Below are 22,674 nucleotides of genomic sequence, written 5' to 3'. Positions count from 1 at the left end.
CATCGATCAGCGAACGTCCCTCGGCTTTTCGGAGGTGACGGGATGAGCTGGACGGAAGGACGCAGGAGACCGATCTGCAAAAAGTCATGTTCGCTCCGGAGGAGTGGGAGCGTGCTGAGCGGCTTCGCCAGGCGCTCATGAAGGAGTCGTTGCGCGCGGCCATCGCATACCGCAGATGGGGCGAGTACGCGCGCGAGAGGCTTCTGTACCCGGTGGTCGAGATGCCCCGGGTGGTGCTGGCCAGCGATCCGGAGGTGTTCAAGTCGGAGCTGCACCGGATCGGAACGAACGTCAACCAGATGGCCCGTGTGGCGAACATGAGCGGTGCCGTCACGTCCGCGCAGCTGGATGAACTGCGCCGCCAGCTCGACCGCATCACGGAGCTCATGGAAGGCATGGAGCGTGCCAAGGAAGAAATGGAAGCCCGCGGCGGGAAGCGTGCGTGATGGCCATTGTGAAACTCGGGCGGAAGATCAAGACGAACCTTCCGGGCACGCTTGCGTATGTGATCAATCCCGCCAAGACGGATGGAGGCCGGTTCGTGTACGCGAGCTATAGCGGTGAGCGGCAGGACGCCGGAAAGCTCGCCGGACCCATGATCCTCGACCTGGAATCATGCGCGAACGGCATGCGCGAGGGAAGCGTGCTGGCGCTGCATCTGAAGCATTCGTTCGCTCCGGACGAGAACGTGACCCCGGAGCGGGCGCACGAGATGGGCATCGCGTTGGCCGAGGCGATCACGGGCGGTGAATACCGGTACGTCGTCTCCACGCATCTGGACAGGAACCATCTGCACAACCACATCGTCATCTGCACGGCCAACCGACGCACCCGCAGGAAGATGCGCCTGACCCGCGGAAGCATCGACCAATGGCGTGCGGTCAGCGACGAATTGTGCCGCCGCGAGGGACTGGCCACGCTCGACAATCCTTCGGTCGATGCGGAAGCCGGGAGAATCGACATGCGGCGGATCATGGAACGGACGCCGGGGCAGGAGAGCGCGGCAGTGCCGTCCGCATCATCAAAAGTGGTCCCCATGAACGGTCGTGGCGCATCGATGGAGGAACTCTACGCCATCGCCAAGGGCAAGGGCGCGAAGGAGCGGCTTCGTGCCGCCATTGAGCTCGCGGCGGCCATGTCCGGCAGTTACGGGGAATTCGAGTCCAATATCGCCGCCGCGCATGTCGGGGTGGCCTTGCGTGGCCGGCATCTTACCTACACGGACCTAGACACGGGCCTGAAAGTCCGTGACACCAGGCTTGGCCCGGCTTACGACCTTGATTCGGTGACGGCCCGCATCGGAGGCGGAAAGACCATCCACCTCACGTTCAACCAGCGTCTCGTCTCCAGCGTCGGAGAGCGGGCGGTGCGCGTGTGGATGCCCGGCACACATCGCGCCCGCAAGGCCGTCATCCCCACGGAAATGCTCGTCAGGGACGGCAATACGTGGCATCTGTTCCTGCCGGCCGACCATCATGTCACGCTTCTCGACCGCTCCAACAGATACGCAGGACGTGCTAACGCGGACGCTCTCGCCGACAGGCTCGGACGTCCAACGCAGCGTCTTGAACCATTGACGACGGACAGGCATCTGTTCGCCAGGCATGGCGTCACGCCCGCCCAACAGCGTTACTACCAGGCGCAGGCCAGAAGCCTCGACGAGCTCCGGGCCGCGGCTGACGGGCTCAATGAGGCGATCCGGGTACGTCGCGAGGCGGACGGGGACATGCGCAGTGGCATGTGCGATCTCGTGGGCCAGATAGGTGCGGCGAGGGACGAGCTTCGCTCAACGGTCATCGCGTTGAGCGAAGCCATCGCCAACGGGGACGACGATCTCGCCATCGAGACGCGGAAAGAAATGGAACAGCGGGAACGGACGCTCGAGCGATGCGAGGCGCGATATTGGACCATAATCCGGGGAGCGCGCCTGGCGGGCATCGATGTCAGCGGTTTTGACGTCATTGACGTCAATCGGGCGGCCATGGAAAAGGAGATAGGTGATGGAACGGGAGAACGGGATCCGAACGGACGGGATGGCCGGCAGTCTGGCGCGCAGACTGTTGGAGCGGTCGATGCCGGAATCCACGAACGAGGACGACGGGACGATGCCCGACCTCGATTCGCTGATCGCGCGGAACAGGGAACTCCAACAGCGGCTGGAAGCGGTTGGGGAGGAAAGGACGAGGCTCTCATCAAGCAATCAGAGGCTCAGGAGGCAGCTTTCCGAGCTCAACGAGACCAGCAGGAAGCTGAACGAAGCCAATCGAAGGGAGAGGGAATGCGCCGCAAGGGAAGAGCGTTGTAGACGCATCGAGCGGCGGGAGGCCGAACTCGCGGACGGCGAGGCCAGGCTTCGCCGGGACCGTTCCAGGCTGGACGCCGAACGCGACGGCATGGAAGACGAGATCGGAAGACGGGTGGCGGAACGATGCGGCCTGGAGCGGGCAAGGCTCGAACGGGAGGCTGCCGACCGTCTCGGGTTCGGACGGCGCCTGTTGTTCGTCCTCGCCACGGGGACGTGCGTGTTCGCCTCGATCATGCTGTTCGCCGTCATGGCGGGGCAGTGGCGGGCGCTTCTCGCGAGTCTTCTCGAATGGGTTCGCGGACGGTCGGAACAGGTCGGGAGCGTCGTCCGATGGGTTTCGGCGATGCTCATGAAGTTCGGCCGAGCGTCTCAAAGCTGGTGGTACAGGCCGCTGCTGCTGATGGCGGGCATACTCGTGTTGGCCTTGGCTGCCGCGATGGGCGTTCTCGTGTATTCGGCCGGGCGTACCGCGATGGATGCCTGGCGGGAGCATCGAGCATGGAACACCCTGCCCGTGCATATGGTGTTCTGGACGTTCCTCGCAAGCGGGACCCTCGTGGTGTCCGTGGAGGTTGGCCGGATGGTCGGGGGACGGGTCCATTGGCTGACTTTGTGGATCGTTCTTGTGGTCTCCGCACTCATCGCCTACCACCGCATTCTCAGCAGGAGAGTGGACGACTTCATCAGGGGCAACAGGTGACGGGGCGAAAAGCCGTTCGTTTGCGGTGCAGAGCCCTCCGCGGCGTGCCTCGTGAAGATCCGCATGGCGCTCGACGTCTTCAACCAGTGGCTATCGATACTGTATCGATAGTTTTGAAGGAGGTCTACAGTGTCGATACTGTATCGATAGTATTGTCGGTTTGATGAAGCATCGACGCCTTTTTCGGGGTGAGAAACGCCGCAAGCATCTGAGATGAAGACAGACAGGTTTCCTTGAAGCTGATTTGCGGCGGTTGGTGCCGTTCGTGTATATTGGTGGTGATTTGGAAAGCCGTCCAGCCCACCAGTCCGTGCCGGTCCCACGTTAAACGGAATTCGACGCCAGACGTGAACGGCGTCGCTGCAAGGCGGAACGCGTCTAGTCCATCAAGCCGGTGGACGATAAGCATCCGGCTGGGAGCACGCCCGTAATCGTGATCGTCGTCCGCGAGCGACAGAAAAGACCTATTGACGCCGGCAAGCCCAAGGGCACCGGCGTCGATTACTATTTCCTGCATCCGTGCCGAGTCCGGGAGCCAGCCGTTGAAAGAGAACCGTTTCGACCCCGAGGACTCGATCAGAGCCATACATGCGTGCGCGCCCGTCTACTTGGAACGTCTGCTGGGCAGGCATGTGCTTTTCGTTCCAGGCGACGGTTCCGTTCCCATGGAGACGCTGTACGGGGCCGACAACTTCATGCACTTGTGCGGCGTGCACTACGAGAACGTCTCTCCGAAGGATTTCTGGGAGATGGCGTTGAGGTCGCGTCTCACACCGGATGGATTACTGCCGAACAACAGGGGCGTCACCGCCAAGAGGCTCGTGCTGTCCACGTTGGTGCGCATCGACGCCAGGGCCACCATGATGGTCGAGAGTCCCGTGCTTCCGGGACGTACCAAGACCGACGCGATCTGCGCCAATCTTCCCTATGCGGTCGGCTATGTGCGCCGCAGTGCGGAACTGTTCCCCAACACGGTGTTGGATCTGGGCGATGGAAGGCTGAACGGCAGCCGTCCGGTGCTCACGGTGTTCAAGACCGAACGGGATTCGTTGGACTACAGCATCGTGTCCAAGGCGATCAGGGAGAAGGATCCGGTCAAGCGGAACCAGAAGCTTGCCCGCGTCCGGGGGTCCTTGAAGCAGTACCGTGGCGAGTGCGTGCTGGACAGGGCCGCGCTGGGGTTGCTGTGACGAGTCGGTGACGTCTGACATGCTGAAGGCAATCCGCGACACGCCGGTAACCGGGTTTTGAATAGGGTTTTGGCATGGTGAATTTTGCAAAACCCAAGCGGGAGTAAGGCTTACAGGCCGAAAAGTTTGTGTCTCGTATTCTCCGCCAGTAGGGTTTTCGGATGATTCCGGAAGCCCTTTTTTTCATACCGAAAAACGGTGATTCCCCCAATGGTCTGTTGTGTAGATGTGCGACGAAGAAGTTGCGAAACAGTGGGGGAGTTGCGCATATCGCTGATTTCGTTCGCAGTGGCATGCCGCCTTGCATTACGCTCAGAACGGTGACCGTTACCAGTGGAGAGAGATTACCGGTGGAGATTGCCGGAAAAGAAGGAGGGCGGCGATGGTTGAATCCGACGATGAGCTAGATATTCAGCGTGAACTCGATACCCGCGATTCTCTGGCTTCGATGGCTCGTTATCATGCATCATCTCCGAGCGCCATCACTACGCAAGTGCTGCCGCCAAGCTTCATTCCCACGGCGACCGGGCGTATTCGTCCTGTGACCGGTGCGTTTCCTGCAATCCAGTCGGACGTGCAGGAAAGGCAGTCGCAGCTTGGCCGCTCCGTTCGATCCATACGTTCATTGGCTGCGGGATCGCTTCGTAAATCGCAAGATTCCACTGCGGACGGTAATAACGAAGACAACGGCAATAATGGCGTTACGCCCCGCATAGCATCCAGCGCCCCGCACTACGTCGACTGACCGTCGACATTGCTTCGACTTAAATTTGATAAAACAGGCCTGATTTTCGGGATAATTCCTATTTTGCTTCGTCGTGTCCTTCGCCGCATCCGAATAATGCCCCGACTATCAGTTGGCCGACCTACTCAACAATCGTAATGAATGGGCTTGCCGGCAATCCAAGATCGTTGTACAGCAGACTGGAAATAGCCGGATTTCCGCTCCACCAATAACGCACTTGAGTTACTGCATTAAGATTCGAACTTCCACCAGCGGCACTCAGCACAATCTGATCACCCTTGATTGCAGCCGCTGCCGAACCCCATTTTCCGGAAGTGTCAGCAATTTCAAAACCTTGCAATGATTCGGAAGTCGGTATTGCAACATTAGCAATACCATCCAAAGGCGTCGCGTTCGAATTGGCTGTGTAGTCAGGTACGGTCGCGCTCGCAGCCTTCGAATAATTGGGTTTTTCCGCCTGCAAACCAGTTGCGGTGCCCTTTTGGAACGACAATACGACCGTACCGTCGGAAGCGTGCTTCGCATGTGCGATAAGAGGTCCGTTGGGAATGGTCTTGCCTTCCGACATTGCCAGATACTGCGCGGCCATGCGCGCGCCAAGAATATCCTTGCCAAGCGGATGTATCAACGTTGAAGTGCCCTTGTCCGTATCTAGCGACACTGTCATTGCAACGTTGGAAGCATTGTGCAATCCGGCGTTGTTTAACGTGCTCAACTGTGCGAATCGCACGTTTTGAGTGTACTGATAGCCAGGCCAACGCGCCAACTGCACATACAGGAACGGCAGATCATCCTGGTCGAACACTGCACGATCCTGGTTGATCAGCGACGTCATCTGAGATTCGTATGCCAATGCGGTCGCCTCGTTCATGGAATCATCGCACCCCTGATACCACAGCACGCCCGCCACATGGAAGCCTTCCAAAGGCGCAATATGGTTCGCGTAAATATCGCCGCCCTTCACATGGCGTCGAATCGGCGTACCACCCCATGCGGTTTGAATGATGCCGACGGGCACATTTGGATGCGCGGCGCGAAGCTGCATGGCGAACTGCTGCGCCAAATAGCTGAAATGCTGCGAATTGTCGGTGGTTGCCTTAAGCCAGGAATCGGCCTGCTCGTTCACATCGCGTAACGGAAAATCAGTACCTTTCGAGGAATTGGCGCTCGCCACGAAATGCACGTTTTTGTCGGAAAGCTGCTTCGGCAAATCGTCGGTCGTTACCAAACCACCGCCGAAATTATAGGCATTGCCTGCACCCTCGTAGTATTGCGAATAATTCAATTCCATATTCGACTGTCCAGCAGCAACAAATACATCGCCAACATACACGTTTTTCAGAGTCAACAAAGTGGATTCGTTGTACGAAATCGTTAATGAATATGGCTTAAGACTTGTTTTCTGCTTAGGTAAAGTGCAAGTGAAATCACCGTTTTTGGAAATTTTTGCTTGTGCTGATGATGATTTCTTTCCTTGGGAAATCGTTGTGACCAGCTGTGTTGGGTTAACGGTTTTTCCACGTTGTGAAGTCTGCGCAGTTCCTTTGACTACCAGCGTTTTTCCACGTTGGAAAACCATGTTCTCCATGTAGTAGGAGGGGAGTTGTACCGATGCGCGGGTCGCATAGTTTGCGGACGAATCGTCGCTTGTTCTGGAGCTGCTTGTGCTGGAGGGGCTGGAGTTGCCGGAACTGTTCGAGCTGCTGGCGTTACCGGCGTTGGGATTCGCTGAACCGTCGCCCCATTTCGGTCCGCAGCCAACGATGATCGCCACAAGTATCGCCATGGTTACTACGGCGGCAATAATCACGCGTGCCAGTCGTTTCCTGTTCAAAGCAGCCCCTTCCGCATGACGTGGTTAAAGCATGTCTGCATGTCGTAGCCTAGCCATTTTTGCTACGATACGCACGAATATGGTCATCCGATCGTTGTTTGCCTGTTGTATTGTCGGAGTCGTTTCTTTTGCCTGTCATTTGACTGAGGGGCGGTTTCTTTTGAATCGTTAACGCTTGTTGCGTTTGCGAAGTCTTGAGAATGGCGGAATTTCAGCGTTTCTTCTTTTGCCTGCCATTTACCTTTCTTTTGATCTTATGATCAAAAGAAAGGTTGAGTGTGTGAAATAACGCGAAAGAGAGTCGGGAGAAACGTAAAACGGTAAGGCTGATGGCCGGTTTGATTGGTCGCGTTGCGATCAACTGATTTACTGGAGGAATTAATCGTCCAGTAAATCGTTTGCGTCGGTTGCGTTGGATTAGTCGGCAGCGCCGTCCGTGGCTGCGACTCCGTCCGTTCCATCAGCGCCGTCACCGCCATCGGTGGCCGCGGATTCGTCACTCTTCTGCAAAGCCTGCTTGAACTGCTTGGCCTGTTTGTCGTACTCGGCTTTTGCGGCGTTGGCTTTGCTGATGGTAGCGGAAGTGTCTGCTGCGCAGCTCAGCGTTTTCGGCGCGGTAACTTCCGTCTGGTGCAGTTCGGCAAGCTTGTCGAGATCGTAGGATTTGTCAAAACTGGTGAACGCTTCGGAGATCTTCGCCTTCAGCTGGAACGCCTTCGAATAGGAGGTGTTCATGGCTGTAACGGCTTCCTTGCAGTCGTTCAGCGCGGCCAGACCGCGCATTTGCTGCGAGGCACGCACGCCTGTGAATCCGAAGATCGCGCCCAGAACGACGACCACGACGACTACGGTGATGATGATCTGGCGGTAGATGCGCTTTACGTGCTGGTTCATCCAAGCGTCGCCGTCGCTGATGCCTTGCGCTATGGCTGCGTCGAACAGGTCTTGCGGCTGTCGGGATTCGCTGCCAAATGTTCTGTTGGCGGTCGAGCTGTTGACTGCGATACCGCTGGCAGCGGCGTCAGTGCTGTCGGCAGAAGTGTTGGTCGTTGCGCTTCCGGCAAGTGTTCTCGGTGCGCGTGGCGAGGTGCTTTCCTCGCTTGGCTTCTTGCCATGCCGTGCCATAACCCCTCCAGAATCTGCCTACTATTCTGTACTCCCCGGTGACAGCTCCCCGTCCGATCAATGCTGACCGCGCCGAGCGCCCACCTGAAATGCCAATATACAGCGTACGATACCCGTCCTTCCCCGATTTCCCACACTCGTGTTGTAGTCGTTAATGCATTCAGGTCCTCTCCGGAGTTTTATTCGTCTGTGGTAACTTCCTAAAAATTTTGATAAGTGTTGGTGGAAACTTATTAAAATTTTTGAGAAGTGTTATGCTGGGATTGTTGGGTGTTTCGCAACGGACGGCGAGAGGAAGAACTTATGGTGCCGGATAATCCACGTGAATCGTATGCCATGCTGGTTCGTGAGTCCATGCAGTTTGACATTCCTACGCCGTCACGCCGCAGCGAAATCATACGCGAGCTGCCGCAGCCAGCAGTGTTCAATGCTGTGCACATCATCACTGGCATCCGACGTTGCGGCAAAACGTTCTATCTTTTCCAGAAAATTCATGATTTGTTAAAAAACGGCGTCTCGCGTAATGATATTTTCTATTTCAACTTCGCTGACGATCGTCTGCAACCAATGCAAGACACTGTGCTCAACGATATTGTTACGGAATACTGGCGGCAATATCCCGACTCTCGTGACCATGGCTGCTATCTGTTCCTTGACGAAGTGCAAGAATGCGCCAATTGGCAGGGATTCTGCCAGCGCATAGCCGAACATGAAGCTGTGACGCTAGTCATTACTGGATCGTCTTCGAAACTGTCCAGCGAGGAAATCGCAACGAATTTCCGAGGAAGATCGCGTCCGCATGCCATGATGCCACTGTCTTTCCGAGAATTCTGCGACTTTCGAGGAATCGAAACGCCTTCAAAAGGCAGTACTCTTGCCGATGCCGTGTTTTCTCCGCGAGAGATTACTAGATTTGAAGCCGCATACAACGATTATTTGACTATTGGTGGCTTCCCTGCAGTGCAACGTATGGTTGAAGCTGATCGTATTGAAACGCTCCAAGGTTACGTGCGGGACGTGGTTGCGCGTGACGTTGCCGAGCGTCTTGGTCGTGAAAACATTACTCTCGCCACGCAGATAGCGCTGTTTTTGCTGCGCAATACGGCCTGCGAGCTGTCTACCAATGGTCTTGTGGAAACGTTGCGAGCGGTCGGCTGGAAAATCTATTGGGATAAGGCGAATACGTTACTCGAGCTGTTCAAGCAGGCATTTCTGGTGTATCAGCTTGAGGAGTATTCCACCATGCTCAAGCCGGGTAGTACTGCGGTGCCGAAAATGTATGCCGTCGATCAGGGTATGGTTTACGCGGTGTCACGCGCCAACCAGCAAGATATTGGAAAACGACTGGAAACTGCAATTTTCTGCGAACTGCAGAGACGAACTTCCGGCAGGCGTACGGAAACAATCACTTCGTACACTATGCCGACGTCCAAACAGGAGAAAGTTGACTTTCTTATCGGCGATGCTCTTGCTGCGGAACCGTATGGGCTTATTCAAGTGTGTGCCAATATGGGAAATGAGAAAACCAGGGCGCGAGAAATCGGCTCTCTGCAAGCGGTTATGCAACGTACCAACGTTGATTCTGGCCTGATTCTCACGCTTAACGAGGAAGAAACCATTGAACTTCCCGATTCCACTGGCACAATCCACGTACTCCCCTCCTGGAAATGGTCCCTCTACGAAGCGTGATGGGAAGGTCAGCGAGAATGCTGGAAAGGAGATATGGAAATGGATGATGTCATGTCGGATGTATCTAATGAGCTGACCGATTCTTTCAGTGCGTAATACGTGAGATGTGGGGATTGGAATGATTTTGGGGATTGGGGATGTGCGGGGTTGCGGGGTGCGGTTACAGTTGACAATGCGGGCGTTTGCGCCGAATTATTTGGGGTTGATGACTTTATTCAAGAGAGGCTGACGAATGGTTTCGCCACATCATGTTGTGAAGATTGTGACTGCGCTGTCTGCGGTTGCGTTGACGGCTTCCGTTGCGGTTGCGCCGGCTTGCGCATTGCAGGATATTGCGATTGAGGATTCTGTTGCGCAAAGCGGTTCCGTTACTGCAGATAATGGCGTGGTTATGCAGTCTGACGATCAGTCGGATGATCAGACGGGCGACCAGCAATCGCAAGACAGCATGCCTGACAATCCGAATGCGAAACTTCCGGATACCGTCAGTGACGAGATCTCCGACGATGCCACCGTGGTTTCGGAAGACCTGGCCGTCACCCCCGAAGGTGAGGTCAAGAATATTGAAACCGGCGAAACCGTAACCGATGCGACGCTGGTCGGTACGCAGGATCAGCAGCCTGACCCGCTCGCCAAAACTAACGGCGAATCCTTCATTCCGGTAAGTGCGGAAGATGTGAAAGACGCTGTAGCCGATGCGAATGACGCAAATAGTGCGGAATCGCAATCCGAGCAATCCGACGCAATCGTGAAACAATCCGTGGAACAACCTTCGGCGAAGGTGAGTGCGCAATCTGCGCAATTACAATCCGCGCAATCGCAATCCACGCAATCCAACACGAAAGTACAAACAGCCAAATTCGAAAGCAATGATTACGGCGCGCACTGGGGCACCTACAATAACACGAAAGCCTTCTTCGACTACCAGAACAACCTGTTCGTGCAGCAAGCCAAAGGCGTGATTGACGTTTCCGGATGGCAAGGCGACATCGACTGGGCCAAAGCGAAAGCCGACGGCGTGGAAGGCGCGATCATCCGCCTCGGCTACGGCGAAGGCAACAATGCCGACAAGAAAGCGCAACGTAACATTTCCGAATGCAAGAGACTTGGCATCCCATTCGGCATCTACTGGTATTCCTACGCGGACACGCCGGCGCTCGCCAAAGAAGAAGGTGCCGACGTGGTCGCCAAACTCAAACAGTTTGGCGTGAATCCGAGCGATCTGGCGTACCCCGTGTACTACGACCTGGAAAAGTGGACCTGGGAAGGCCACAAGCCGCCCACCGATCCGAACGTGTACAACAATATCGTCAACAATTGGTATAGCGCGCTGCAGTCCGCCGGATACAAGAACCTGGGCGTCTACTCGTACACCAGCTACCTGCAAGGGCCGCTGAAACATGCCGACATTTACGCCAAAACCACGTGGGTGGCGCAGTATGGCGCTCGCATGGGATTCGACTCATTCCCGACCAACAGTCGCGGATGGCAATACACCAGCTCCGGCAAAGTGGACGGCATCAGTGGCAATGTGGATATGAATGCGTTTGGGAACAAGGAGTTTGTGAATGGCGGGAGTAGCAATGATTTACAAGCGGCCATTGATGTACGCAAAATGACTGCAGTTACCATTCCGAATGGCAATTATTACATCAATGTTCGTTCCAAAGTCGCGTCCAGTGTTGATATTCCTGGGGGAAGTGCTGCAGATTCCACCGCCATTCAGTTGTATTCCGGTAACAGTTCCAAGGCTCAACAGTTCACTTTTACTAGGCAGTCTGATGGGAGCTACGAGATCGTCAATGTGAATTCCGGCAAGGCTTTGGATGTGCGCAATGCCGTTGCTGAGAATAACGCTATAGTGCAACAGTATTCGCGGAATAATTCTCAGGCTTAACGATGGTTTATTCGTGATTCTGGAGCGGGATATTATTTGCAGTCCGCTCTCGGTAATTGGGTTTTGGATTTGAGCGGCGGAAATACTGCGGATGGTGCTGCGATTCGGCTGTATGCGCCGAATGGTACCGCTTCGCAGTTGTTCGTTGTTTCGTCAAGCGACGTCAGCATAACTACTGGAGTGTCGATGATTATCACTTCGGTTGCGAATAAAAAACTTGTCACGGATGTGACGGGTGCGTCAACGGCGAACGGGGCACGAGTTCAGCTTTATTCAAGTAATAATACGAACGCCCAGAAATATCGATTTGAATCAATTGGCAATGGAACTTATAAGATTGTCAATATTAATTCGGGCAAGATGCTGGATGTGGCTGGCGGATCCACTGCTAATGGAGCGGCATTGCAGCAATATGCGAGTAATAACACTGTTGCTCAGCAGTGGACGGTGCGGAATTACGGCAGTGGCAAGATTGCGTTGGTGTCGGTGAACGCCAACAAAGCTGTCGATATTCCAGGTGGCAATGCTGTGCAGCAGGCTCAGCTGCAGCTTTATTCGCCGAATGGCACCGTTGCTCAACAGTGGTTGGTTGCAAAGGCGCCGTTAACGTTGCGCGAACGTTTGAACGAAACCGCAGCCAAGCATAGGCAGGATCTGCCGGATGGTACGTACACGTTCGGATCGAAGCTTAATACGTCTATGAAGATGGATGTAAGCGGCGCTTCCCGTTCAAATTATGGAAACGTGCAGATTTGGGCAGGTAATGGTACCAATGCTCAGAAGTGGAAAGTGACGCATGATTCCAACGGGTATGTGACCTTGACCAGTGTGAACTCCGGCAAAGTGTTGGATGTGAATGGCGGTGTATCTGCCAGCGGAACCAACGTGCAACAGTACGATTCCAATGGAACATACGCTCAGAAGTGGATAGCTGTCAAGAATTCTGATGGCTCGTATACGTTCCAGTCAGCGCTCGCAGAAAATGCGGTTCTGGATGTGAATGGTGGTTCCAGTGCAAACGGCACTAATGTGCAGTTGTATACTTCCAACGGAACAAATGCCCAAAAGTGGGTGAAGTAACGGTTGTGATTGAGGGAAAGTGACTGTAGAAAAGAAGGCGCCAAGGCAGTCCGGAATTGAGCTTCTGCGTATTGTCGCAGTAACGTTGATTGTCGCACATCACTTGGTTGTGCATTCCAGTTTTTCCATTATGAATGAACCTTTTTCTTTAAGGAGGCTCTTCTATCAGCTCTGTATAATGCCCCTTGGCAAGATAGGGATCACACTTTTCCTTCTTATCTCATTGTGGTTTTTAATTGATGGAAAACAGTCTCTGAGGCTTTCTTGCCGAAGAATTTGGATTCTTGAAAGAGAATTGCTGTTTTGGAGTTTCGTGGGTTTAACGGCCCAATACATTGTTGATCCTCAATCGGTGAATGAGGAAACATGGCTTAATACTATCTTCCCTATTTCGAGAGATGTTTGGTGGTATGCGACCAGCTACGCTGTTTTGCTGTTGCTTCTGCCTTTTGTTTTAGCGGGACTTAAGGGAATGGGGAAGGCAACACATACAAAATGTTGTATCGCTCTCTTGGGACTATGGGGTATTGTGAACCTTATTCCCGGATCGTATCTCGACATATATATCAATGTGACTGGTTTTATTTATGTCACTGTGTTGTTATCCTACTATAAATGGTATCTGCCGTCGCTGAGTAATAAAGGTGCTGCTGTATTGGCAATTATCGGTAGTTCGATTATTATTATTTGGAATATCGTACTATCGCTTCTCTGGTTTGGTGAGTCGGATAAATTGCTTACTTATATTAATCCTGTTCAAAAAGAATGGTCTTTGCCGATACTTATGGTTAGTTTTGGTATTTTTATTTTATTTAAGGGGATGAAATTCCGCAGCAGGATTGTCAATAGATTTGCTTGCTCTGCATTTGCCGTATATTTAATTACGGAACAACACTATTTCCGCGATGTTATTTGGACTCAGCTTGTTTCATTGGGTGATTTCTATCATTCAAGATATACGATATTGATCTCATTGATTGCTGTAGCCGGTATAGTCCTTGTAGCCACTGTTATGGATTTTGTTAGACAAGGAATCTTCTGTTTGACGCTTGATCGGCATAAGGGGAGGGTTTTTGACCGACTTTGGGACTATGTCGAGAAAAGAGCAGGCAAGCTACGATCCGTACTGAAGGAGTAGACGAGCGGGAGCGTATGGGGCAGTTAGGTTCCCATACGCTCCTTGCAATTTAATGGGATTGACGTTTCAGCATGGCGAATTTGTTGGCATCGACGATGAATGCCTTACGATCATTTTTGGCCATAACGTCGAGAATAATTCCTGTGATGATTAGGAGCAGACCAGCAATAACGAGCATTACCGCACCGATGAGCGTGGGGAAGCGTGCAACCATGCCGGTTTGCATGAAGTCTATGCCCACGCTACTGCAAAGAATTAGACCGACGATGCCGATGATTAGGCCGATACCGCCAAAGAATGGTAGCGGCTTGTACTCACGGATCATACGGAAGATGGTGCTCATTACCTTGATGCCGTCTCCGACGGTATCAAGTTTGCTGACGGAACCTTCAGGACGGTCGCGGTACTGAATCGGCATCTCATAAAGACGGAGATTGTTGTTCAGCGAGTGGATGGTCATTTCAGTTTCGACCTCAAAGCCGCGCGACAACACAGGATATGTCTTGACGAAGGTGAACGAGAAGGCCCGATAGCCGGTCATAATGTCGGTGACATGCGCGTTGAACAGGCCGTTGATCGAACCGCGCACCAAACGGTTGCCGAAGTTGTGGAATGGGCGTTTGTTTTCTTGGAAGTACGTGGAGCTCAGACGATCTCCAATCACCATGTCGTAGCCTTCAAGAATCTTATCGACCATAGCAGATGCTGCGTCAGCCGGGTACGTATCGTCGCCGTCAGACATGATGTACACGTCGGCGTCAATATCTTCGAACATGGCTCGAATGACATTGCCTTTGCCCTGTCGTGGTTCTCCGCGCACTATAGCGCCTTCCGCCGCAGCGATTTTCGCAGTGCGGTCGGTGGAGTTGTTGTCGTAGACGTAAATGGCTGCATTCGGCAAAGCAGCCTTAAAATCACGAACGACCTTGCCGATGGTGACTTCCTCGTTGTAACGGGGAAGAAGTACCGCGACAGTTGGTTGAGTTTTTCTCGTGCATGGAATCTCAGTATAGTCTTTGACATTGATTGTTTATGATTTGCGCATAGGCACGATGGTGTATGGTGCCTCTAATGTCGCAGTGATTACTTTTGCTTAGTGTTTATCCTTGAATTTTGGTATTCTTGGCTAAGACGTTTTTCTAAAAGGTGAACGACAGGTTGTGATTGGGACCCGAGCATTCATCGTCGGGTTAAGGCGCGCATTTAAAATGTGGAATCTGTCTGTTCATGTGTGCTTGTTGTTCTCGGCCTAGCTCTTTTAGAAACGTTATGATCCGTTTTTAAGGTAAGAGACAGCAGCTGGAGGGCAAAAGATGATTTGGCTCGGGTTTGCTGCCGCTATTTTGGCGGTAGCATTAATTCTGTATATGCCAGGTTTTTTCTTGTTGAGGACCTTTGGACAGTCATCAATAAATGCCTTCGTTTTTGCTCCGCCGCTAGTTTTAGCGTTGTATGCAATTATTGAAATAGTTTTATCTGGTTTAGGCATACGTGGGAGCTGGTGTACGATTTTTCTGCCGGTTCTTGTTATAGCGGTTGTTGTTTTTCTCCTTCCGCTACTGCTAAAAAGAAAAAAAGAAGAAAGAACTAGCTATTCGTTATCGTATTTGTCCAATACGCGTGCGTATTGGGGAATGTTGGCTCTGTATGTCGCTGTTGGCGTGGTTGTTACCTCAGTGATTTTCTGTTTGCATATGCATCGGCCCGATTCGTATACGCAGCTGTACGATAATGCGTGGCATATGGGAATTATTCAGAAATTCCTTATTAATGGTGATTTTTCAACGGTGAAAGCAGGGGATATTGTAGCAACTTCTGGTTCCACGTTCTATCCGACAGGATGGCATTCGTTGGTCGCTCTGGCAGCTTCACTTACTGGAGAAGCTGTTCCGATCTCTATTAATGCAAGCATAGTGGTTATTCTGGGCTTGGTATATCCAATTTCTATGTTTGCCTTGATGAGCAGAATAAGCGAAAATAATCGCAATTTTATTATTGCCGGTGCCTTTACTGTGCCAATGTTTGCAGCTTTTCCATGGAGATTCCTCACATTCGGTCCGCTCTATTCGAATTTGCTTTCCTCCAGTATTGTACCTTTGGTGATTATCCTGGCGCTTAATATGGTCGAGGCGAAGAGAGTGCTCAAGGAACGTCTCTTTACGATTCTTATGTTTGTATGGTCGATCGTTGGCGTAGCGGCGACGCAGCCGAATGCAGTCTTTACAATTGGCGTGCTGGTTGTTCCATATCTTTTCCTTCAGATTCCAGCGTATTTGACGTATTTCAAAGTGATGAAGAATCGTAAGGTTATAGGCTCGATAGTCGGTGTAGCCTTAGCGGTTGCAATAGCTGGGTTTTGGGCTTTGCTTTACAATGCGAAATTTATGCAGAGAACGGTGACTTGGCAGTGGCCGTCTTTTGAGGGGAAAACGCAGGCTCTTATCGATGTTGCTTTTGTAGGCTTCCATGATGCGGAGCCGCAGATTCTACTTGGAATTCTTATATTTGTTGGAGTTGTATATACTGTCTTCCACAAGCGTATGCTGTGGATGACGAGCGCTTATTTAATTATGTGCGTTTTTTATGCCATCAGTTCCTCCACTGAGGGATTCCTCAAAAATGTTTTGACTGGATTCTGGTACCACGACCAGTATCGTTTGGGTGCCTCCGCGGTATTTTATGGGGCTGTGTTAGCGGGAATTGGGCTGTGGAATGTTCTAGCAGTTGTTGCTGAAGTGGTCCCTGAAACTCTGATTGGCGTAAAGAACGCTAAAAATCAGCGTCTTCTATCAATGATTTGTATTTTGCTCATTGTCCTTGTCAACTTCTTCCCCTCATTCCACCTTAGCGGCAAGGGGGATTATGTCACTCCGTTCGGTGCTATTACAAGAGATATAAGCTACTGGAATTCGTCTGATCAGCCGAAGAGCTACTCTGCTGCAGAGTCTGCTTTTGTTGCAAAGGTTAAGAAGATTGTTCCCGAAGAGGAGGTCGTTCTTAATCAGCCTTATGACGGCAGTGCTTATGCGTGGGGGCAAGACAGCCTTAATGTGTACTACAAAGCATGGGAGGGGAATTGGATGGGTTCCCCGACTGAAGATAATTGTCAGATAAGCAAATCGTTGGATAAGATTGCGGAAAGCAATAAAGTAAGGAGAGCTGTTCAGCGAATCGGAGCAGAGTATCTGCTTATTTTGGATAGAAGTGATTTTAGCAACGTTAAAGATAATGATGATTTGGTGCAGTCCATCTATGCTAGTTATTCTAAGCATAACTGGGAAGGCATTGACAACATTACCGATAAAACTAAGGGATTCACCGTTGTGTTGTCTCAGGGAGATATGAGACTATATAAAATAGCAATATAAAATATACGGCAGAATTATTTAATTCTGCCGTATATACTATATGATGTATTTTAGGGCTAAACAACCTTCAAGAAAATGTTTGCAGCCTTTATCGATGTATGAGCTTCCTTGTAAGAGGATTAATGAGAACATTAAGAATAATCCAGCTCAGCGTCATTAATGCTGCATACAACAGAATAATAATGAATATGGAAATGATAATTTTTAGGGAGCCAGAGGATTCCGGAATAAGAAAAATATAGTGCCAGAGAATTTGCTTGAATAGGAAATTCTCATGGATGAGATATACGCCAAAAGTTGCAGGAGAAACACAGAGGATGAAGTTCGCTAACAACTTCGGAGCTTGTTTCTGCTCCCTCTGGACTATCCAAATGAAGATGACTGTAGCAATAATAACGGGGATGATCGGGGAAGCTCCAGGTCCCGCTGTAAGAATATTGGCATTATAATATTCTGATAGAAAAGCTTCGGATTTAATAAAATAAGTACAAGAAATACAGACAAAAAAGCCTAAGATAATTGTGATAAGAAGATGCCATATTTTGATCTTAGGGAATTCAGATATGTATCTACGAATAAAAGAACCAATCATGAAAATGGTTGTAAGATAAATCACGTCGGTGAAATACTGGTTTGTTGGATTGAGAAGTTTCCATACAAAAGTCATCCAAAACATTATGGAAATTAGGACAAGTGTTTGTCTTTTCGATAACTGATCGAATAAAATAGTGATAAAAGGAGCTAGTAATATAAGAACGCAAAATGCGCTCATAAACCAGTATGCATTAAATGTAATTGGAAAAAAGGAAGTAAGAACCATATTGAGGGATATTTCTTCCCTGAGGTTTGTGGGTATAAGTGGGGTTCTTCTTAATAGGGCATATACAACAAATATGCCTGCAGAGTAAATAAAAATTTGAATCCAAAGTCTTATAAGACGCGGAATTGGATTCTTTTTATTGAATGCAAGAAAATAGGCGGAAATTAAAATAAAAAAAGATACTCCAATTTGGCCGAACATTGCAAGGGAATCATGAGCGGCGGATGCCCATGTTCTGGATAGGTTTGGATCGGTATGTATCGACCAGTTGTCAGCTGCATAAAAATGGGTTGCAACAATGAGAAACATTGCAATGATGCGTAAGAGCTCGAAGCGCCAGTCCCTGTGCTTGTTCACATTCTCTCCTGCCAATATTGAGTCCTCTTCTTCCAAGGAAGTATAGCCTAGGGAGCTGGCACAGGAATGTTGAAGTGGCTTGATTTCTGTTCCGCCCTTATAGTGGGGCGGCTTGCGCCGCTTGGTTTGCATAATACCCGGTTTCGGTCTGTTCCGGTGTCCTGTAGTCCAAGGACCGGTGCAGACGCTTCGAGTCCCCGCCACGAGACCCGCCGGAACGTTGCTGATTCCAGGTTCCTCAAATCCCGGAAGGGCTTGCGCCGCCGGACGAGCTCGGTCCTGCACGCGCCGTCGGCGCTCCCGGCCATGGAGTTGCCGTACGAGTCACCGACCGTGCCGGTCGAGGGAAGCATGCAGAATTCCCCGACCCCGGTGGCGTACACGAGGCCGATGTACCGCGCGCCATGGTCGGAACGGTGCACGAGACCGTCCGTGCCGCCATGCGAGGCGGCCCATGATACCGCCCGTTCCAGCGCCCGCAGCGGCAGCTCCCCGGTGTCCATGGTGGTGGCGCGCGCCCGGCTCACGATCCTGCGGGCGAACACGTCGGCGGCGAACGCCGTGTAGCCGAACGAGTCCGTCCGCCATGCGCACGTAGGTGATGTCGGCTACGTGCGGCCGGTTCGGCGCCTCCGCCTCGACCCACGTTCCACGAGATCGGGCCCGCCGCCCGTGCCCTTCGCCGGTTTGGCGGCGACGGGCGTCCCGCCGCGGCGCACGCCGCGGATCGCCGATTCCCGTATGACGTTCGTCACCTGGTCGCGGCCGATCCCGGCCCTGCGCCGACGACCGGGCGTGCGTCTTGCGGTACCCGTACACGGCCATGAAGAAATCGGCATGGACCTCGAGGATGTCGCGGGCCGGCGCATCGTGCCTGGCGGCCATGCGACTGACGGGCACGGATCTGAACATGCGGCAGCCGCGCGGCGTGATGAGCCTGCAGTCCAGCGAAGCGGCCAGCACCCTGCAGACCGGCCTGACCCCGAAACGGTCCTCGAACTCGTCGACGTACGCGGCCATCAACGCCGTGTCAGGTCGAGCCTGGCCGCGAAAAAAGCCGACGCCGTCGTCAATATCTCGTTCGCCCGCCTCAATTGCGCGACCTCGGCCCGCAAACTCTTCAACTCCACCATCGCGTCCTCGGCCGACTGCCTGGTCTCCGGCGCGACCCCCGGATCCTTGGCGACCTGTTCGATCGCCTTGGTCTCCGACGGATGCGAGCCGCGCGACTCCGTCAGCAGCCTGACGGCCTTCGCCTTGAACTCCGGCGTGTATCTCGTGCCTTTTGCCATGGTTCCATCATCTCCCATCGAGTTAGGGGAAATGCGGAACAAAAAATCAGTTCACATCATACTACTTGCTAAGGAACCTTGGTGAATTTTGTTTTCTGCAAGTAGCCTTTGCCGGATGTCTGGTCATATTGGACCAGTTCAGTCTCGACAATGCGAGCTCGGTCTTGTGGCATGATTGGTGGTGATGGAATCAATGACGAGTCCAACAAAACGTCGCCAACCTCCGCCGTACACGTTTATTTGACCATAAACAACTGGAAGAAGTTCAGATGGCGTCACACACGCTCCCGCGCGTCGTGAACCGGGCACGACGCCTCGCCGCATCCCGCCTCGGGGCAGTGTGGAACCGCGAGCCCGGTCGGAAGCCGATTGTGATGTGCGGTTCGCGCCTACCATCCGCCACGTCGCGGAACTCCACGCCCGACACCCTCCACAGGTCGGGCAACTGCAAGGCGGAGGTGAACGGCGAAGTGGTATCCATACCACCAAACTACCCGGATGTCCTCACCCCCTGACCGGCTTCATCCGCATCAAATAGCGAAAGGCCATTTTTTCTGTGAATTTAAATGTGTCGTCTCTTTTCGTGGCGGTGGATTAAGCTGTAGCTATGTAACATAGGTCGGGAGCATGATTTGCTAAGTGCAGAGAATGGGATGCTGGTTCAGGGAGGGTGTCGAAAATGATTAATGGATGTTCGGTTTCGTTGGTGATGCCATGTCGCAACGAATCTAAATATCTCGCTGCCCTTGTTAAGGATGTTCCTTCCTTTTATGATGAAATACTTTGCGTTAGCAACAAATCTACAGATGAGACTGTTCAGGTCGGTCGCCAGGTCGAAAAGGGCGACAAGAGATTTCGCCTTCTGATTGATGATAGAGTATCTGGTGGAATTGGATATGGTTTTGCACATATGACAGGTATCCAAATGGCAAGAAGCGAATACATTGTTTGTGCTGATTCTGATGGAACGTATCCAATCGAAGATTTTCCGCAAATATTAAAACAAATGATTGAACGTGATTTGTCTTTTGTGTCTTGTTCTAGATATCCGGATAAGGAAATCCCTCCTCAACTGCAGCTGGGAGTGCGGGCGCTTAATCTTGAAATAATGTTGTTATATTGGTTCAAGATTCATGATTCCCTTTCGGGAATGTGGGTTTTCCGTAAGGACGTTGTTCCAGAATTGCGTCTTACAGAGGGAGATTGGAACCTGTCTCCTCAGATTAAACTTAATGCGCATAAATATCTGGGTAAGAAATTTGCTGAGATTAAGGTTAAGCAGAGGCTCCGTCTTGGTGAGACGAAACAATCGTATTTTAAAACTGGCATAAAGCATCTTATTTGGATTGCTAAAAATCGATTTGTTGAACCAAAAAGCGTTCAGCAAGCGGATTAGGGTCTTATTGATTTTTGTGGCTTTTTTGGGGTGGGGTGGTAGAACCTTTATGAGTTCTATCTTTGGACTTGTTAAGGGATGGATGTGATTGGAAATTATTCGTATTTCGGTTTTGACATTTTGTTGGTGAAATTGGCGTGGCGTCTGCGCCCTGCTACTTTTGGATGATGAATATGCTAATCCGTGACGGATAGTGCGGATATTCAGTTAGCTGGGCTCGTGTGAGGGCTTTGGGCATAGTTGCCTTTCGATGCGGCGCATAAGAAAGCCACCCTAGTGCGCTTTCATGAGAGGTGGTGGCTTTTAATATAATCTGGTTTAGCGATTTTCTATCAATGTGCATAAAAACAACACGCAGAATATATAGTGTTTTTGGCGTTTCGCTGTTTGGTGTGGGTGAAGCGGGTCAGGCGGTGACGGTGTTGAGGCCGAGTCTGCCGCGGGTCAGGTAGATCATGGTGCCGGAGTGGTCCATGTTCCAGAAGCCGCGGGAAGTGGGTCTTGACGTGCTGGATGATGCCGTTGAGTCCCCCGAGGATCGCGTTGGCGCACTGATGGCCGAAGTAGGCGAGGATGTCCTGCCAGTGCCGGCGGAACCGTCCGGCGAGGGCCCTCATCGGTTCCGGCCGCGAACGCATCATCCACGAGCGCAATGCCTTGAGCCCGGCCTCCGCCCTCCGTGCGGCTGGCGCTGTCGGCGCAGATGTCCTGCAGGCATTCGCGCATCCCGCACGCCCTGGCGGTCTTCGACCGCCGCTTCGCCAGATCGCGCTTGACCTCCAGCCGCGGGTCCGTGGGGTCGGACTCGTTCCCGGACCACAGGCACTTCGTGCGTTTGAGCGGCGGGCTCTCCCTGGCCTCGGCCTTGCGGACCCTGCCGACGGCCTCGTTGGCGTGTTTGACGACATGGAACCTGCCGATGGTTTTGGCCGCGTCGGGCAAGCGGCCGCGGATGCCCCTGGCGAATCCCGGTCTCATGTCGCACGTCACCAGGCGCACGCGGTCCGGGTCGCCGTTGTGCGCCATGAAATCGTCCGCGAACCGTTTCACCGTGGTCGAGTCCTTGCCCGGCGCCACACAGATCACGTTGCGCTCCGTCAGGTCGGCGACGACGGTGATGTACCGGTGCCCCCTGTGGCTGGTTTCGTCGATGCCGATCGTCTCCACGCCCGTGTAGTCCTCGTACAGGCGCGCCTCGTCCATGTAATGGCGGATGAACCGCCACGGTCTCGTGTCGTGCTCGCCGACCTGTTCGGCGATGTCCGCGACCGGCTGGCTTTTCGCCGGTTCCACGGCCATCGCCTCGAACAGGAGCGCGGACGCCGCTGCCCGGACGCGCCCATGGCGCCGTCACGGTCCTCACGCCGTGCTCCGGGCACGCCACCCGTGGCAAGGAGGCGTGGATGAACGCCTTGCACTGGAAGAAATTCAAATGACGCCATACACGCTCCCGCACGTCATACACCGGGCACGCGCCTCCCCGCATCCCGCCTCGGGACAGTGGAAACGCAAGCCGGGCCTGTACCCAATCGTGATGCGCGGCTCCCGCCCACCCGCGTCGGCATCGCGGAACTCCACATCGGTGACGCGCCAGGGGTCGACGAGTTGCAGGGCGGCGGCGGACGGCATCGTGGTATCCATGCCACCAAAACTACCCGACCGTCGTCACCGCCTAACCCGCTTCACCCACACCAAACAGCGAAAGGCCAGTATTTTCTTGTCGTGCGACCTGTACTCT

17 protein-coding genes and 2 pseudogenes are annotated in these 22,674 nt (G+C 52.8%); 12 read left to right on the top strand and 7 right to left on the bottom strand.

Annotation, left to right across the window (positions count from 1 at the left end):
* The first annotated feature begins 86 nt into the window (after positions 1-86).
* The 3 genes from mobC (at position 87) to NBH13_RS05915 (ending at position 3,005) form a co-directional block, all read left to right on the top strand.
* Positions 87-446, top strand: a complete 360-nt coding sequence (gene mobC / locus NBH13_RS05925; RefSeq protein ID WP_250779261.1) for a plasmid mobilization relaxosome protein MobC — start codon at positions 87-89, stop codon at positions 444-446.
* A complete protein-coding gene (locus NBH13_RS05920; protein ID WP_250779260.1) occupies positions 446-2,305 on the top strand; it encodes a relaxase/mobilization nuclease domain-containing protein in 1,860 nt (619 codons plus the stop codon). Before mobC ends, NBH13_RS05920 begins: the two co-directional genes overlap by 1 nt.
* Positions 2,306-2,393: 88 nt before the next feature.
* On the top strand, positions 2,394-3,005 hold the full coding sequence (locus NBH13_RS05915; protein ID WP_250779259.1) for a hypothetical protein: 612 nt from the start codon (positions 2,394-2,396) through the stop codon (positions 3,003-3,005).
* A 124-nt stretch (positions 3,006-3,129) separates the two neighbouring features.
* Here the strand turns inward: NBH13_RS05915 and NBH13_RS05910 are convergent, their stop codons facing one another.
* A complete protein-coding gene (locus NBH13_RS05910) occupies positions 3,130-3,522 on the bottom strand; it encodes a hypothetical protein (RefSeq protein WP_250779258.1) in 393 nt (130 codons plus the stop codon).
* Between the two features lie 25 nt (positions 3,523-3,547).
* Here NBH13_RS05910 and NBH13_RS05905 point away from each other — a divergent pair, with 25 nt between their 5' ends.
* The gene (locus tag NBH13_RS05905) at positions 3,548-4,195 is read left to right on the top strand and encodes a PBECR4 domain-containing protein (protein WP_250779257.1); all 648 of its coding nucleotides are present in this window, start codon (positions 3,548-3,550) and stop codon (positions 4,193-4,195) included.
* 382 nt (positions 4,196-4,577) lie between these two features.
* Positions 4,578-4,940: a hypothetical protein gene (locus NBH13_RS05900; protein WP_099571992.1), complete on the top strand. Its 363-nt coding sequence runs from the start codon at positions 4,578-4,580 to the stop codon at positions 4,938-4,940.
* Between the two features lie 121 nt (positions 4,941-5,061).
* Here the strand turns inward: NBH13_RS05900 and NBH13_RS05895 are convergent, their stop codons facing one another.
* Positions 5,062-6,519 carry a sialate O-acetylesterase gene (locus NBH13_RS05895; RefSeq protein WP_502801761.1) on the bottom strand — a complete coding sequence of 486 codons (1,458 nt, stop codon included), beginning with the start codon at positions 6,517-6,519 and terminating at the stop codon, positions 5,062-5,064.
* Between the two features lie 85 nt (positions 6,520-6,604).
* Between NBH13_RS05895 and NBH13_RS05890 the strand changes: the two genes are divergently transcribed.
* Complete coding sequence (locus NBH13_RS05890; protein ID WP_236824442.1) at positions 6,605-6,793, top strand: hypothetical protein; 189 nt, start codon at positions 6,605-6,607, stop codon at positions 6,791-6,793.
* 398 nt (positions 6,794-7,191) lie between these two features.
* On the opposite strand, the gene NBH13_RS05885 is transcribed toward NBH13_RS05890, so the two are convergent.
* A complete protein-coding gene (locus NBH13_RS05885) occupies positions 7,192-7,899 on the bottom strand; it encodes a hypothetical protein (protein ID WP_250779255.1) in 708 nt (235 codons plus the stop codon).
* 303 nt (positions 7,900-8,202) lie between these two features.
* On the opposite strand from NBH13_RS05885, the gene NBH13_RS05880 reads away from it, so the two are divergent.
* The 4 genes from NBH13_RS05880 (at position 8,203) to NBH13_RS05865 (ending at position 13,703) form a co-directional block, all read left to right on the top strand.
* A complete protein-coding gene (locus NBH13_RS05880) occupies positions 8,203-9,588 on the top strand; it encodes an ATP-binding protein (protein ID WP_250779254.1) in 1,386 nt (461 codons plus the stop codon).
* A 232-nt stretch (positions 9,589-9,820) separates the two neighbouring features.
* Positions 9,821-11,485, top strand: a complete 1,665-nt coding sequence (locus tag NBH13_RS05875) for a GH25 family lysozyme (protein ID WP_250779253.1) — start codon at positions 9,821-9,823, stop codon at positions 11,483-11,485.
* A gap of 36 nt (positions 11,486-11,521) precedes the next feature.
* A complete protein-coding gene (locus tag NBH13_RS05870) occupies positions 11,522-12,565 on the top strand; it encodes an RICIN domain-containing protein (RefSeq protein WP_284703018.1) in 1,044 nt (347 codons plus the stop codon).
* Between the two features lie 19 nt (positions 12,566-12,584).
* Positions 12,585-13,703, top strand: a complete 1,119-nt coding sequence (locus tag NBH13_RS05865; RefSeq protein WP_250779251.1) for an acyltransferase family protein — start codon at positions 12,585-12,587, stop codon at positions 13,701-13,703.
* 49 nt (positions 13,704-13,752) lie between these two features.
* Here the strand turns inward: NBH13_RS05865 and NBH13_RS05860 are convergent, their stop codons facing one another.
* Positions 13,753-14,706 (bottom strand): glycosyltransferase family 2 protein, encoded by a 954-nt coding sequence (locus NBH13_RS05860; protein WP_250779280.1) that lies wholly within the window; start codon positions 14,704-14,706, stop codon positions 13,753-13,755.
* A 310-nt stretch (positions 14,707-15,016) separates the two neighbouring features.
* Here NBH13_RS05860 and NBH13_RS05855 point away from each other — a divergent pair, with 310 nt between their 5' ends.
* Positions 15,017-17,071, top strand: a complete 2,055-nt coding sequence (locus NBH13_RS05855; RefSeq protein ID WP_250779250.1) for a DUF6541 family protein — start codon at positions 15,017-15,019, stop codon at positions 17,069-17,071.
* 88 nt (positions 17,072-17,159) lie between these two features.
* On the opposite strand, the gene NBH13_RS05850 is transcribed toward NBH13_RS05855, so the two are convergent.
* A complete protein-coding gene (locus tag NBH13_RS05850) occupies positions 17,160-18,380 on the bottom strand; it encodes an acyltransferase (RefSeq protein ID WP_284703017.1) in 1,221 nt (406 codons plus the stop codon).
* Positions 18,296-19,540 (bottom strand): annotated as a pseudogene (locus tag NBH13_RS05845) (transposase family protein). The gene NBH13_RS05850 and the pseudogene NBH13_RS05845 overlap by 85 nt, the downstream one beginning before the upstream one ends.
* A 679-nt stretch (positions 19,541-20,219) precedes the next feature.
* Between NBH13_RS05845 and NBH13_RS05840 the strand changes: the two are divergent.
* Positions 20,220-20,936: a glycosyltransferase family 2 protein gene (locus NBH13_RS05840; RefSeq protein WP_250779249.1), complete on the top strand. Its 717-nt coding sequence runs from the start codon at positions 20,220-20,222 to the stop codon at positions 20,934-20,936.
* Between the two features lie 406 nt (positions 20,937-21,342).
* Here the strand turns inward: NBH13_RS05840 and NBH13_RS05835 are convergent.
* Positions 21,343-22,577, bottom strand: a pseudogene (locus tag NBH13_RS05835) (ISL3 family transposase).
* Positions 22,578-22,674: the final 97 nt, after the last annotated feature.

The organism is Bifidobacterium intestinale (assembly GCF_023656765.1).
Lineage (GTDB): Bacteria > Actinomycetota > Actinomycetes > Actinomycetales > Bifidobacteriaceae > Bifidobacterium > Bifidobacterium hominis.
This window is presented reverse-complemented; position numbering and strand designations above follow the sequence as displayed.